General features: G+C 67.6%; 15 protein-coding genes. All 15 read right to left on the bottom strand.

Features of this window, described 5'->3' with window-relative positions; genetic code table 11:
• Positions 1-104: 104 nt before the first annotated feature.
• The 15 genes from irrA to ACPEES_RS14660 all read right to left on the bottom strand — a co-directional run bounded on the left by irrA (position 105) and on the right by ACPEES_RS14660 (position 12,525).
• Positions 105-521, bottom strand: a complete 417-nt coding sequence (gene irrA, locus ACPEES_RS14730; RefSeq protein ID WP_435104282.1) for an iron response transcriptional regulator IrrA — start codon at positions 519-521, stop codon at positions 105-107.
• A gap of 91 nt (positions 522-612) precedes the next feature.
• Complete coding sequence (gene fliQ, locus ACPEES_RS14725) at positions 613-882, bottom strand: flagellar biosynthesis protein FliQ (RefSeq protein WP_435104281.1); 270 nt, start codon at positions 880-882, stop codon at positions 613-615.
• Between the two features lie 57 nt (positions 883-939).
• A complete protein-coding gene (gene fliP / locus ACPEES_RS14720) occupies positions 940-1,689 on the bottom strand; it encodes a flagellar type III secretion system pore protein FliP (protein ID WP_435104280.1) in 750 nt (249 codons plus the stop codon).
• Entirely contained in the window at positions 1,689-2,096 is a 408-nt protein-coding gene (fliO, locus tag ACPEES_RS14715; RefSeq protein ID WP_435104279.1) for a flagellar biosynthetic protein FliO, read from the bottom strand. Before fliO ends, fliP begins: the two co-directional genes overlap by 1 nt.
• Positions 2,093-2,566 (bottom strand): flagellar motor switch protein FliN, encoded by a 474-nt coding sequence (fliN, locus tag ACPEES_RS14710; protein ID WP_435104278.1) that lies wholly within the window; start codon positions 2,564-2,566, stop codon positions 2,093-2,095. The genes fliO and fliN overlap by 4 nt, the downstream gene beginning before the upstream one ends.
• Before the next feature lies 1 nt (position 2,567).
• Positions 2,568-3,581 carry a flagellar motor switch protein FliM gene (gene fliM, locus ACPEES_RS14705; RefSeq protein ID WP_435104277.1) on the bottom strand — a complete coding sequence of 338 codons (1,014 nt, stop codon included), beginning with the start codon at positions 3,579-3,581 and terminating at the stop codon, positions 2,568-2,570.
• Positions 3,582-3,595: 14 nt separating this feature from the next.
• Entirely contained in the window at positions 3,596-4,117 is a 522-nt protein-coding gene (locus tag ACPEES_RS14700; protein WP_435104276.1) for a flagellar basal body-associated FliL family protein, read from the bottom strand.
• Between the two features lie 143 nt (positions 4,118-4,260).
• Positions 4,261-5,292, bottom strand: coding sequence for a flagellar hook-length control protein FliK (locus tag ACPEES_RS14695; protein WP_435104275.1), 1,032 nt, complete (start codon positions 5,290-5,292; stop codon positions 4,261-4,263).
• Entirely contained in the window at positions 5,289-5,744 is a 456-nt protein-coding gene (fliJ, locus tag ACPEES_RS14690; RefSeq protein WP_435104274.1) for a flagellar export protein FliJ, read from the bottom strand. The genes ACPEES_RS14695 and fliJ overlap by 4 nt, the downstream gene beginning before the upstream one ends.
• Positions 5,745-5,767: 23 nt before the next feature.
• Positions 5,768-7,126 (bottom strand): flagellar protein export ATPase FliI, encoded by a 1,359-nt coding sequence (gene fliI / locus ACPEES_RS14685; RefSeq protein ID WP_435104273.1) that lies wholly within the window; start codon positions 7,124-7,126, stop codon positions 5,768-5,770.
• A complete protein-coding gene (locus tag ACPEES_RS14680) occupies positions 7,123-7,854 on the bottom strand; it encodes a flagellar assembly protein FliH (protein WP_435104272.1) in 732 nt (243 codons plus the stop codon). Before ACPEES_RS14680 ends, fliI begins: the two co-directional genes overlap by 4 nt.
• Positions 7,851-8,834 (bottom strand): flagellar motor switch protein FliG, encoded by a 984-nt coding sequence (gene fliG, locus ACPEES_RS14675; RefSeq protein WP_435104271.1) that lies wholly within the window; start codon positions 8,832-8,834, stop codon positions 7,851-7,853. The genes ACPEES_RS14680 and fliG overlap by 4 nt, the downstream gene beginning before the upstream one ends.
• A gap of 14 nt (positions 8,835-8,848) precedes the next feature.
• Complete coding sequence (gene fliF, locus ACPEES_RS14670; protein WP_435104270.1) at positions 8,849-10,612, bottom strand: flagellar basal-body MS-ring/collar protein FliF; 1,764 nt, start codon at positions 10,610-10,612, stop codon at positions 8,849-8,851.
• Between the two features lie 6 nt (positions 10,613-10,618).
• Positions 10,619-10,942, bottom strand: a complete 324-nt coding sequence (gene fliE / locus ACPEES_RS14665; protein WP_435104269.1) for a flagellar hook-basal body complex protein FliE — start codon at positions 10,940-10,942, stop codon at positions 10,619-10,621.
• Positions 10,943-11,109: 167 nt separating this feature from the next.
• Complete coding sequence (locus tag ACPEES_RS14660; protein ID WP_435104268.1) at positions 11,110-12,525, bottom strand: sigma-54 dependent transcriptional regulator; 1,416 nt, start codon at positions 12,523-12,525, stop codon at positions 11,110-11,112.
• Between the last annotated feature and the right edge of the window lie 183 nt (positions 12,526-12,708).

Raw genomic sequence — 12,708 nt, 5'->3', positions numbered from 1 at the left:
GCCACGCAGGCCGGTAGTGGTCGTATTGTTCTTATTAGCACCACACGGCGCATCGTCAAGTTTCTTGGAATGATTCCAAGAAAGCGGCCCCGACCGGCGGCAACTCACCCGGTGCGGCGAACGCGAATGATGACGTCGACGCTCTCGACCTCGGTGCCGGCCGGTGCTTCGGGCAGGCGGCTCAACTCGACCGCTTCGGCGGGAATGTCCACCAGACGGCCATGGTCTTCGTCGAAGAAGTGATAATGGGGGGTGGTGTTGGTATCGAAGTAGCTGCGGCGTGCGTCCACGACGATCCTCTGCAATAGCCCCGCCTCCGTGAGCCGGTGAAGGGTGTTGTAGACGGTGGCGAGCGGCAGGCGCGTGCCCGTATGGGCCGCTTCGCGATGCAACCCCTCGGCGGTGAGGTGGCGATGGCCGGCCTCGAAGATCAACGCCGCCAGCGCCAGCCGCGGCCGGGTGGCACGCATGCCCGCGCTACGCAGACAGGCTCGCAGGTCGTAAGCGTCGCTAGCCCGCATATCTCACCGAATCGCTCCCGGCTCAGGCGTTGACGGACCATCGCCGAACCCAACGGTCACCGATAAGGGTAGCCCCGCCTGCCACCGTGCGCTATCGCACGAAGGCCGGAATGTTCCGGAACAGGCCTTCGGTGAAGTCCAGCAACACGCCAAGCATCCAGGGCGAGGCGATGAACAGCGTCAGCGCGAGCACACCGAGCTTCGGCACGAACGACAGCGTCTGCTCGTTGATCTGCGTGGCCGCCTGGAACATGCCGATGACGAGGCCGGCCGCCAACGCGGACAGGAGAATGGGCGCGGCAATGAGGATCGCCACGGTGAGCGCTTCCTTGCCAAGCTGAATCGCCATTTCCGGTTCCATGATCCCCCCGGAGTCAGTTGATCAATTCCTGGTGTCCTGGCGCAGTGGCGCGCCGCCTCACCCGCTGCCGAAGCTGCCGGCAAGCGTGCCCATCACCATGGACCAGCCATCCACCAGCACGAACAGCATGATCTTGAACGGCAGGGAGATGATCATCGGTGAGAGCATGAGCATGCCCATGGACATGAGCGTGCTCGCCACCACCAGATCGATCACCAGAAACGGCAGGAACAGGATGAAGCCGATCTGGAACGCCGTCTTGAGCTCACTGGTGACGAACGCCGGTACCAGCACGGTGAGCGGCACCGCCTCCGGGCCCTCCACGCGGCCGGTACCCGATAGCTCCAGGAACATGCCCAGATCGGCTTCCCGTGTCTGCTCCATCATGAACCCCCGCAACGGCTCCACGGCCCGTTCGAGGGCGGTGACCGCGCCGACCTCTTCGGCCAGGTAGGGCTGAAGCGCCTGCTGATTCATTTCGTTGAACACGGGCTGCATCACGAACAGCGTCAGAAAGAGCGCGAGCCCGACGAGCACCTGGTTCGACGGCGTGCTGGTAGTGCCGATCGCCTGACGCAGGATGGCGAGGACCACGATGATGCGCGTGAACGCGGTCATCATCAGCAGAATCGCCGGCAGCAGCGTGAGCACGGTCATGAGCGCGAGGATCTGCAGGCTCACGCTCCAGCTCTCGCCCTTCTCCGTCTGCTCGATGGTCACCGCCGGCACGCCGTCGGTCTGCGCGGCGACGGCGAGCGGCGCCAGCGCCACCACCAGTGCCGCCAGCAAGGGCAGCCAACGCCGCATCACGAGCGCTCCGCCTCGCCCATGACACCACGCAGGCGTGCGGCGAATCCCGCCGTCTCGCCGGCCTCGCCGGGCGCCGGCGCGATGGGCTCGTCGAAAACGTGCAGCGTGCGGACCGCCCCGGGCGAGACACCGAGCAGGAGCTGGCGGTCGCCGGCCTGCAGCAGTACCACCCGCTCACGCTGGCCCACCGAAACGGCGCCGAGCACCTGCAGACGACCGGCCGCGCCCCCGGTGAAGCGCCCCATACGTCGCATGGCCCAGGCGAGCGCGACGATCACGGCGAGCACGGCGGCGAGCCCCAGGGTGAGCCGCACCAGCGCTCCGGTATCCACCCCGCCGGACTCCGCCGCCCAGCTCACGCCGGGCAGCACGAGGCCGGCCATGGCAACGGCATGGCGTGTCATTTGAGCTTGCGCACCCGCTCGCTGGGGCTGACGACATCGGTGAGGCGGATGCCAAAGCGCTCGTTGACCACGACCACCTCGCCGTGGGCCACCAACGTGCCGTTGACCATGACATCCATGGGCTCGCCGGCCAGCCGGTCCAGCTCCACCACCGATCCCTGGTTGAGTTGCAGGAGGTTACGAATGCTGATCTTGGTACGCCCGATCTCCATGGACAGAGTCACCGGGATGTCCAGGATCACATCCAGGTTGACGTCCTCGTCCTCCGGCCCTTCGCCGCTGGGCTCGAGATCATCCAACGAGGCGCGCTGCGCGGTATCGGTATCGGTATCGGTATCCGCATCCGCCGGCGCGCTGTCGGACGGCGATGGCTCGTCGTCGACGCCGTCATCGCCCTGCTGCTCGGCAAGAGCGGCCTCCCAGTCGTCGCCAAGCGCCTGCTGATCGTCCTCGCGGTCCTCGTCACTCATGTCAGTTATTCCTCAGCTTGATCAGGCTCTCGCGCTCCGGCGCACGGAGCTGCTCGGTGATCTGGATGGCGTACTGGCCATTGGACTGGCCGAGCCGCCCGCGCATCACGGGCACATCGCCCTCGGCACGCAGTGTCACCGTCTCCGGAAGCTCCACCGGGATGACATCACCGGCCTTCATGTGCATGAGATCGCGCAGGCCGATGGTCACCTCCGTGAGCGTCGAGGACAGCTCCACCTCCGCGCCTTTCATCTCGTCGCGCAGGGAGCGGATCCAGCGCTCGTCCACCTCGTTACGGTCACTCTGCACACCGGCATCGAGCACGTCCCGAATGGGCTCGATCATGGTGTAGGGCAGGGTCACGTGAAACTCCCCGCCGCCGCCGTCGAGCTCCACCTGGAACTTCGAGACCACCACGACCTCGGAGGGCGAGACGATATTGGCGAACTGCGGATTGACCTCGGAGGAGACATACTCGAACTCCACCGGCAGCACCGGTGACCACGCCTCGTAGAGGTCCGAGAACGCCTGGTCGAGCACCATGCGGATGACGCGTGTCTCGGTGGGCGTGAACTCCCGGCCCTCGATCTTGGTGAAATAGCGTCCGTCCCCGCCGAAGAAGTTGTCCACCAGGATGAACACCAGCTTCGGGTCCAGGATGCACAGCGCGCTGCCCCGCAGGGGGGGCACCTTGACCAGGTTGAGGCTCGTCGGCACGAACAGGGTGTGGACGTACTCGGAGAACTTCATCATCTCCAGCCCGCCCACGGAGACCTCGGGCGCCTTGCGCAACATGTTGAACAGCCCGATACGGAACAGTCGCGCGAAACGCTCGTTGATCATCTCCAGCGTGGGCATGCGCCCACGCACGATGCGTTCCTGGCTCTGGAAGTCGAACGTCCGCGCCTCGCCGGGCGGCGCCTCCTCCTCCGCCTCGGCGCCCACGTCACTGCCGTCGATGCCGTGCAGCAGCGCGTCGATCTCGTCCTGGCTGAGGATGTCCTGATCGCTCATGGTGTGACGGCCCGTTACTGCACCACAAAGGAGGTGAAATACACCGCCTCGATCTCGCCTTCCACCGACTGCTCCGCAAGCACGGTGTTCACCTCGGCAAGCGCCTTCATGCGCAGCGCCTGCTTGCCTTCACGGGTTGTGATCTCCTCCTGGGACTGGTTACCGAAGAGCAGCAACAGATTGTTCCGCACCACCGGCATGTGTGACTGCACCGCCTCGATCACGCTCTTGTCCCGCGCCATGAGCTCCACACCCACCTGCAGATAGCTGGTACGCCCGCTGTTGTCGATATTGACCACCAGCGGCGGCTCGAGCGGCAGGTACTGCGGCGGCTCCGGCTCGGGTTCCTCCGGCTGTTCCGCAGACGCCGGGTCGCCACCGCCGATGACGCCGGTGAAATAGAGTGCGGCGACGGTCCCGCCACCGAGCACCAGCATGCCCAGCACGACGATAAGCACGAGCACCAGCACGGACATTCCCCGCTGGCGCCGCCGCGGTGCTGCGCCGGTCACAACCGGACCAAGAGCCGCACCCATTGATTCAAAGTCCCTCATCGCTATATACGCATCCTGTTGGCAAAGCTCGTCACCCCGGCCATCGGCCCCCGGGGCGCAAACTTGACCCCACCGATGCACCGGCCGCGGCCGGTAGCGGCACGTTCGGGCGGCGTTGACCGGCCTCAGACGTAATGGTCGACGAGTCCCCGCCCCAACCGCACGCCCGTGGTGCCGTCCGCCGGCGCGGCGCCGTCGCCGGCGCCTCCCGCCTCGCCGTCATGACCGCCACCCCGGCCATCACCGCCGCCGGTGAAGCTTTCGCCGGCGCCGCTGCCGTCCGGGCGGTCCTCGCGCACCGAGACGTCGACCCCGGTGAAGCCATTGTCCTCGAGCATGGCGCGCAAGCGAGTGCTGTCGGCGAGCAACGCCTCACGGGTGGCCGAATGCTGTGCGTGTATCGCCACGCTGGCGCGGTCGTCACGCAGCGAGACGGTTATCTCCAGCGGCCCGAGATCCGGCGGATCGAGCTGCACCCGTGCGGACTGTACCTCGTTTCGCACCATCCACGTGACCTGCTCGCCCACCGCCTGGGTGAAGCCCGGCTGCCCCACCGGGGTGGCGACACGCAGCGACGCGGTCGCAGCACTCTGCGTCGTCGGTCGGGAGACCGTCGCGGTGCCGTCGTCGAGGGCGGCCACGGTGGCCACGAGCTCACGGAATCCCTGACCGTCACCGCGCTCGGCGGCGGGCCGCAGTCCGTCCACGAGCTCGCGCACGGCCGCCGGGTTGCGCTCGTGGAGGCTGGCGGACAGCGCCTTGGCCTGCTGCAGCCCGCCGGCACCCCCGGCCCGGCCACCCCCCTCGGAAGCGACCAACGCACCGATGAGGGCGGCGACGTCCACCTCGCCATTGGTGCCATCACCATCGGACTCCGCCACTGTCTCCGGCAGCAACGCCGACGCGTCGGCGTCTCCCGACCCGGGCAGAAGCTGTTGCAGGAGCTTCGCCAGCTCCTCCCCACCGGGAAATCCTTCGGGGCTTTCACCGGCGAGCCAGGCGGCGATCTGATCGCTGTCGACCTCGCGGCCGGTGAGCTCTTCGAGGCTGGCGCTCAGGCGTCCGAGAAACGACTCGCCGTCGCCCCCCCTCGCCCCCTTGACCGGTGCGCCGTCGGACGACAGCACCCCGGCGACGGATTTGATCGGCTGCATCATTGACCCTCCACGTCCCCATTGCCGCCCAAACGCTGGGCGAGCTCGTCACTATCGCGCTGCTCGCGTGCCTCCGCGCGCCGGCGTTCCTGATCACGGTAGCGGGCGACCAGCTGCTCCAGCGCCCGCGCGTTGCCCCACGCCCGCAACCAGTCGTCGCGAAGCCGCTCGACCTCTGCCTGAAGGCCGTCGATGCTCTGCTGCTGCTGCGTGATCGCGGTATCGATGCGGGCGAGAAACGCGTTGTAGTCGCGCAGCCGGTAAGCGTCGATGCCGTTCTGCCCGGACAGCGCCAGGCGCTGCTCGTACTCGCGCCGAAACCCCCTCAACTGAGCGAGGCGCTCGGTTTCCTGCTCCAGGGCCTCGCGCCGCTGCGCGAGCACGCGGGCCGCCTCGCGGGAGCGATCGCCCGCGAGCCGCTGGATCGGCTGCATGCGCTCGGAACGTCTCGACACGGTTTCTCCCTGCATCACGATGTCTAGGCCAGCTCACTGCCCGCCTCTGCGCCGATCAGATCATGCAGCTCGGCGATGGCGTCGCCAAAGCTCACCGCCTCACGCACGTCCTGGCGCAGAAAGCGCATGATCGGTTCGTGATAGGCGATGGCTTCGTCTACCTGCGGGTCGCTGCCCTGCTGGTAGGCCCCCACGTTGATGAGATCCTCATTGCGCCGGTACGTGCTGAACAGCCGCCGCAGCCGATGGCTCGCCTCCATCTGCGGGCGATCCACGATGTTGAGCATCGCACGGCTCGCCGAGGCCTCGATATCGATCGCCGGGTAGTGCCCGCTTTCGGCGAGCGCGCGCGAGAGCACGATATGGCCGTCGAGAATGGCGCGCGCGGAATCCGCCACCGGATCCTGCTGGTCGTCGCCCTCGGTGAGCACGGTATAGAACGCGGTGATCGAGCCCTGCCCGGCGCGGCCGTTACCGGCACGCTCGACGAGCTGCGGGAGCCTGGCGAATACCGACGGCGGATAGCCCTTGGTGGCCGGCGGCTCACCGATGGCCAGGCCGATCTCCCGCTGGGCCTGGGCATAGCGGGTAAGCGAATCCATCAGAAGCAGCACGCGCTGGCCCTGATCGCGGAAGTACTCGGCGATGCTGGTGGCGAGCATGGCGCCATGCATGCGCATCAGCGGCGAAGTATCCGCGGGGGCGGCCACTACCACGGCACGCGCCAGCCCCTCGGGGCCGAGAATGTCCTCGATGAACTCCTTGACCTCACGGCCACGCTCACCGATCAGCCCCACCACCACCACATCCGCGTTGGTGTAGCGGGTCATCATGCCCAGGAGCACGCTCTTGCCCACGCCGCTCCCCGCGAAAAGGCCCATACGCTGGCCCTGCCCCACGGTGAGCAGGGCGTTGATGGCCCGAATTCCGACATCCAGCGGCTGGCGAATCGGCGCACGCGCGAGGGGGTTGATCACCCGCCCGGCCAGGGGCATCCGGTGCGGCGCCTCCGGCGGCGGCCCATCGTCCAGGGGGACACCGCCGCCGTCGAGCACCCTGCCGAGCAGGTCGGGCCCCACGTTCGCGGCCAGCGCCTGCTCCCGGGGCAGCACGCGGGCATTGGGGGTAACACCGTGGAGCGAACCCGTGGGCATGAGGTAGAGCCGGCCGTTGGCGAAGCCCACCACTTCCGCCTCGACACAGTGATCGCCGTGACCGCGGATCTCGCAGCGCGAACCCACCGGCGCCTCGCACCCGTCCGCCTCGAGGGTCAACCCGACCATGCGCCGCAACCGGCCTTCCACGATCAGCTCGGGGCGGTGCAGACGTTCGCGCCGCCGTGCGAGCCGCTGTACCCAGTCGACGCGTGCCGCCCCGCTCATGACGGCTCCTCTGCGGCCCCGCCATCCGTGTCGTCGACAGCATCCGCATCATCGTCGCCGGCGCGCTGATCGCCGAGCAGATCCGCGGCCACCCTCGCGATGCGGTGCTCCAGGCTCGCGTCCACGTGCGAGGTGTCGGTATCCACCAGGCAACCGCCGCGGCTGACGGCCGGATCCTCTTCCAGGCGCCAGTCGCCTTCGATGCCCTGCTCGTGAAGCAGCGCGGCGTCGTCGGGATGCACACGCAGGCGGATCTCGCGGCTGGTCAGCGGTAACAGGGCGACGGCCTCGCGCACCACGGCGATGATCTCGCCGGGCTGACTGACGAGCTCCCGCCGGATCACCTGGCGGGCGACAGCCAGAGCCATCGACGCCAGCTCTTCCTCGACCGCGTCGTCGAGCTCGGCGGCGGGGGCAGCGATGGAATCGATCAACCCCTTCAACCGGCGCCCCCGCTCCTGGACCTCGGCGGCACCCTGCGCGAGGCCCGCCTCACGGCCCTCGGCGAAACCGGCGTCATAGCCCTCGCGCCGGCCCTGCTCGGCGGCCTCGGCGCGGGCTTCCGCCTGAATCCGCTCGATCTCCTCGACGCTGGGCATCTGCGGTGCCGGGGCCTCCTCCTCCTCGGCCGCGGGCCCGGGGTCGACATCCATGCTGGGCAGGCGCCACGGGCTCTCGATGCCGGTGGCCGCCTCCTCGCCCGGGATGACACGGGTGCGTTCGCTCATACCAGGGACTCCCCTCCTCCGAGCATGATCTGACCGTCATCGGCCATACGCCGGGCCACGGCGAGGATCTCCTTCTGCGACGCTTCCACTTCGCTGACCCGCACCGGGCCTTTGGCGTCGAGATCATCCTTGAGCATCTCCGAGGCGCGCCGGGAGAGGTTCCGCAGGATCTTGTCCTTGACCCGGTCGTCGGCCCCCTTGAGGGCGAGCACGAGGGTATCGGTGTTGATCTCGCGCAGAAGCAGCTGGATACCGCGGTCGTCGACGTCGCCCAGATCGTCGAAGACGAACATCAGATCCTGGATGCGGTCGCCGAGCTCCGAATCGCTCTCCTGGATATGTTCCATGATCGAGCTCTCGGCGGACGACTCCAGGTAGTTCATGATGTTGGCGGCGGACTGCGCCCCGCCGATGGACGAGGACTTGATCCGCTGCTTACCGGAGAACTGGCGCTCCATGATCTCGTCGAGCTCCTGCAATGCCGCCGGCTGGATGCTCTCCAGCGTCGCCACCCGCATGACGATGTCATGGCGGATTCGTTCGGGCAGCTCGGCGAGCACCTGCGCGGCCTGGTCGGAGTCCAGATAGGCGAGCACGATGGCCATGATCTGGGGGTGCTCCAGCCGGATCATTTCGGCGATGGTCTTGGGGTCGAGCCATTTGAGCTGCTCGAGACCGCGCGTGTTGCCGCCCATGAGGATGCGATCGATAATGCCGCCGGCCTTGTCCTCGCCCAGGGCCTTGACCATCACCGAGCGGATGTAATCGGTGTTGCCGATGCCCAGCGCAGTCTGCTCTTCGACGGTGGAGACGAAGCCGTCGAGCACGCTGTTGACCTGCTCCTTGGAGATGTTGCTCAAATTGGACATCGCCACGCCGAGCTGCTGCACTTCCCTCGGCCCAAGGTGCTGCATGATCGCCGCGGCCTCGTCTTCGCCCAGCGTCATGAGAAAGATTGCCGCCCGCTCCGCACCGTTCATCGCTCACCGCCCCGTCACTCGTTGTCGCCCAGCCAGCCCTTGATCACGTTCGCCGCCAGGGCCGGCTCGCGGCTGACGACCTCGCGCGCCGTCTGAACCTTCTGGTCATACTCGTTGCCGCCCTCTTCGATCTGATGCTGGGCACGCTCGGCCATTAGCTGAGCATGCTCCGGCCCCGGCAGTTCCTGGGTGTGATCGTCGCCTTCGCCCGCTTCTTCGCCGCCGGTTCGGTCACGCCCCCGCCGGTCCCGTCCGGTCAGGCCCTGCACCAGCGGCCGCAGCACGGCGAGAATCAGCACCAGACCCAGCAGGGCGGCGAGCAGCAGACGCCCCACTTCCCAGGCCCAAGGCTGCTCCCACAGCGGCGGCCCCTCGACGGCGGGCGCCGGGCTTTCGCGAAAGCGCGTGCTGACCACATCGATGCTGTCGCCCCGGTCGGCATCGAAGCCCACGGCGCGTTCCACCAGTGACCGGATCTCGGCGAGCTCGTCGGTACTGAAGGGCTCGCGCACGGTATCGCCCTCGTCATTGGTGGTCGTGGGCTCGTCCACCAGCACGGCGACGGACAGGCGCTGAACCTCGCCGACCTGATCCTGGACGTGCTCGACGGTGCGGTTGACCTCGTAGTTGCGGGTCGCGCTCTCGCTGGTGTCCACCAACGCTTGCGCATTCTCGTCCGCGTTCTGCTCACCCTGCGCCTGCTCGCCCTGCGCCTCGGCGTCCTGCCCCTGCTGCGAATCGCCGAGCTCGCCGCCCCCCGGCGGTTGATTCGATAGTGCCCCCGGAATGCCCATGGCCTCCTCGCCACGCAGGCTGCGCTCGCTGCTGAGCTGTTCGCTGCGGATGGCGCGGGCATCGGGGTCGTAGCGCTCCTCGGTACGCTCGCTCACGGTGAAGTCCACGCGTGCGTCCACCTGTGCACGCACCCGTTCGGCACCGACGATGGGCGCGAGCAGACTGCGGATGCGCTCCACGTAGCTGCGCTCGAGCTGGCGCTGATAGTTGAGCTTTTCCCCGGAGACATCGCTGCCACCGGACTCGCCCTCGCTGCTCAAAAGCCGGCCCTGTTGGTCCACCACGGTCACGCGTTCAGCCGGAAGCTCGGGCACGGCGCTGGCAACCATGTTCACGATCGCCTGTACCTGGCCATCAGTCAGCGAACGCCCGGCGAACAGGCCCACGGTCACCGAGCCGCTCGGCTGGCGCTGCTCACCGACAAACGCCGAGCGCTCCGGCAAGGCGAGGTGTACCCGGGCCTCGCGCACGGCGCGGAGACTGGAAATCGTCCGACCGAGCTCGGTCTCCAGCGCGCGATGGAAACGCGCTGTCTGCAGAAACCGGCTGGTACCGAAGCTGGGATCCTCGCGCAGACTCTCGAAGCCGACGTCCCCGGTCTGCGGCAGGCCCTGGGAGGCAAGCGTCATGCGCGCGCGATAGAGGCGGTCGGCGGGCACCAGGATGGCACCGGTGTTCTGCTCGAGCTCGAACGGGATGTTGGCCGCCTGGAGGGCGTCCATGACCGCGCTGGCATCCTCTGCGGGCAGATCGGAGAACAGCGGCCGGTACAGCGGCTCCTGCATCCACATGACCAGACCCACGCCCAGGGCGATCGCCGCCGCGAGGCCGAGAATCAAGGCGAGCTGGCGAAAAGTCCGCTCACCGAGATACTCGCTGGCGAGCTGCCCCAGACGGCCCTGGCCGTCCTTGGGCGGCTCGCGCACATCCGTCGCGGCGGTCCCCTGTTGTTGCCGCGTGAGCGCCTGACTCGCTTGCGCCATGACCTATCAGACCTGCATCCGCGAAATCTCGCGATAGGCTTCGAGCAGGTGGCTTCGCGTCTGCTTCACCGCCTCGAAGGCGACGCGCGATTTCTGACCGGCGACCATCACCTGCGTCAAAGACACGTCGTCTCCTTTGAGAAAGGCGTCGGTCTTCTGACTGCTGTCCTGCTGCAAGCCGTTTACCGTCTCCAGTGCGTTGCGCAGCAGCCCCTGGAAATCCGCGCCCTCGGCTTTGCCGGTCGGCTCCGCCGCCTGCGGACCCGCCTTCGCCTGGGCGGCGAGCGTGCGCATCTCCGCGAGTGCCTGTTGAACGTTCACGTTGCTCATTGGCGCCCCTCCGTCGCGTTCCGGACGGAACCTTGCAGGTTTCGGGCCAACCCCATGCTCGCGGGTGGCGAAACGCCGTGTCACGTACCGGACGCGCGGTGTCCGAAGGGTCACGGCAGGCGATCGCAAAGGCCGGGCTGCGGGCACCGGCGCCCGGGCGCGCCGCCTCAGGTCGCGCCCGAGGCGAGCTCCTCGCGCTCGATACCGTATTTACGCAGCTTCTCCACCAGCGTCGTCCGGCGCAGGTTGAGCAGCTTGGCCGCCCGCGCCACCACACCGTCGGTGGCTTCCAGAGCGTCCCGAATGAGTCGCTGCTCCAATTCCCCCAGCAGCTCGCGCAGGTCGACCCCGTCGTCCAGGTCGATGGCCGGCACCGCGGCCGCCGTCGGGACGGGCGCGGCATCCGCCACCTCCTGCGCCTGCGGCTCCGCGATCAACGGCGCCGCGGTGTCGTCGGCGCCCTCGCGGAAACGCTCCGGCAGATCCTCGACGCACACTTCCCCCCACGGGTGGAGAATGGCGAGACGTTCGACGAGATTGGCGAGCTCACGCACGTTGCCGGGCCAATGGTACTGGCCCAGCACCGCAAGGGCACGGGCGGTGATCGTCACCGAACCGCGACCCTCGGTCTCGATGCGGCGCACGATCTCGTCGACCAGCACGGGGATATCAGCGGCACGACGTCGCAGCGGCGGCAACTCGATGGGAAAGACGTTCAAGCGGTAGAAGAGATCCTCGCGGAACTCGCCGTCGGCGATCCGCGCCTCGAGATCGCGGTGCGTCGCAGCGACGATGCGAACGTCCGCCTGGATGCTGCGGTTGGAGCCAACGCGCTCGAAGGTCCGCTCCTGGAGCACGCGCAGAAGCTTCACCTGCATGTGCAGGCTCATATCCCCGATCTCGTCGAGAAACAGCGTACCGCCCTGAGCAAGCTCGAAGCGCCCCTGTCGGGCGGAGATGGCACCGGTGAAAGCCCCCTTCTCGTGGCCGAAGAGCTCGCTTTCGAGCAAATCCGGGGGGATCGCGCCACAGTTGACGGGGACGAAGGGTTTGTCGCGGCGCGCCGACTGTGCGTGGATCTGCTGGGCGACGACTTCCTTGCCGGTGCCGGACTCCCCGAGCAGCAGCACGCTCGCGTCGCTCATGGCGACCTGGCCGATCAAACGACCCACGGCCTGCATGGCGCGGCTCTCGCCTACCAACCGTGGCGCCGCTGACGCGCTTTCGTCCGCACGGCCCTGGCCACCCAGCGCACGCTGGAGAGCGCCCTGAAACTCTCGTCGCTTTGGGGGAAGACTCAGCGTGCCGAGAACGTTGGCTCCCCGTGCCGCCGGGCTTTGAGGCGACACACCGAGCAGATAGGCAGGCAATGTGGGCGCTATATCCCACAATGCCGACTGCAACGCTTCGCCTGCCGGTGTATCGGCGGCGACCAGGCACAACTGCGGCTTGAACTCGTCGAAGACCGCCTCCAGCCCATCCGTGCCCGTCACATGTCGCGCCTCGTGCTCGAGAAACCCGACGATGGCCCGCACTCCGGCGCCGCGCTCGATCTGCGGATCGAGCACCAATACCCGTGCCATGAACTGTGACCCCCCGTCATTCCGTATAGACCGCTCACCCGACGGCCTTGTTATTGCTTCCTCAGGGTGTCGAATGGCGTTCTGCGTCGCTGGTTTTTCGTCTGGTGCGCACCAGTTCTCACCCTGGTGGTCAGTTCAGCACGGTGGGGCATGAGCGTCAACGAACCGGCACGGGTCGTCCGA

It is taken from the genome of Arhodomonas sp. AD133 (assembly GCF_051195215.1).
In the GTDB taxonomy this organism is placed as follows: Bacteria; Pseudomonadota; Gammaproteobacteria; order Nitrococcales; family Nitrococcaceae; genus Arhodomonas.
This window is presented reverse-complemented; position numbering and strand designations above follow the sequence as displayed.

Excerpts from the sequence above, each read along its gene's own strand:
- irrA (WP_435104282.1), bottom strand. The coding sequence starts at position 521 with ATGCGGGCTAGCGACGCTTACGACCTGCGAGCCTGTCTGCGTAGCGCG.
- fliQ (WP_435104281.1), bottom strand. The coding sequence starts at position 882 with ATGGAACCGGAAATGGCGATTCAGCTTGGCAAGGAAGCGCTCACCGTG.
- fliP (WP_435104280.1), bottom strand. The coding sequence starts at position 1,689 with ATGCGGCGTTGGCTGCCCTTGCTGGCGGCACTGGTGGTGGCGCTGGCG.
- fliO (WP_435104279.1), bottom strand. The coding sequence starts at position 2,096 with ATGACACGCCATGCCGTTGCCATGGCCGGCCTCGTGCTGCCCGGCGTG.
- fliN (WP_435104278.1), bottom strand. The coding sequence starts at position 2,566 with ATGAGTGACGAGGACCGCGAGGACGATCAGCAGGCGCTTGGCGACGAC.
- fliM (WP_435104277.1), bottom strand. The coding sequence starts at position 3,581 with ATGAGCGATCAGGACATCCTCAGCCAGGACGAGATCGACGCGCTGCTG.
- ACPEES_RS14700 (WP_435104276.1), bottom strand. The coding sequence starts at position 4,117 with ATGGGTGCGGCTCTTGGTCCGGTTGTGACCGGCGCAGCACCGCGGCGG.
- ACPEES_RS14695 (WP_435104275.1), bottom strand. The coding sequence starts at position 5,292 with ATGATGCAGCCGATCAAATCCGTCGCCGGGGTGCTGTCGTCCGACGGC.
- fliI (WP_435104273.1), bottom strand. The coding sequence starts at position 7,126 with ATGAGCGGGGCGGCACGCGTCGACTGGGTACAGCGGCTCGCACGGCGG.
- ACPEES_RS14680 (WP_435104272.1), bottom strand. The coding sequence starts at position 7,854 with ATGAGCGAACGCACCCGTGTCATCCCGGGCGAGGAGGCGGCCACCGGC.
- fliG (WP_435104271.1), bottom strand. The coding sequence starts at position 8,834 with ATGAACGGTGCGGAGCGGGCGGCAATCTTTCTCATGACGCTGGGCGAA.
- fliF (WP_435104270.1), bottom strand. The coding sequence starts at position 10,612 with ATGGCGCAAGCGAGTCAGGCGCTCACGCGGCAACAACAGGGGACCGCC.
- fliE (WP_435104269.1), bottom strand. The coding sequence starts at position 10,942 with ATGAGCAACGTGAACGTTCAACAGGCACTCGCGGAGATGCGCACGCTC.
- ACPEES_RS14660 (WP_435104268.1), bottom strand. The coding sequence starts at position 12,525 with ATGGCACGGGTATTGGTGCTCGATCCGCAGATCGAGCGCGGCGCCGGA.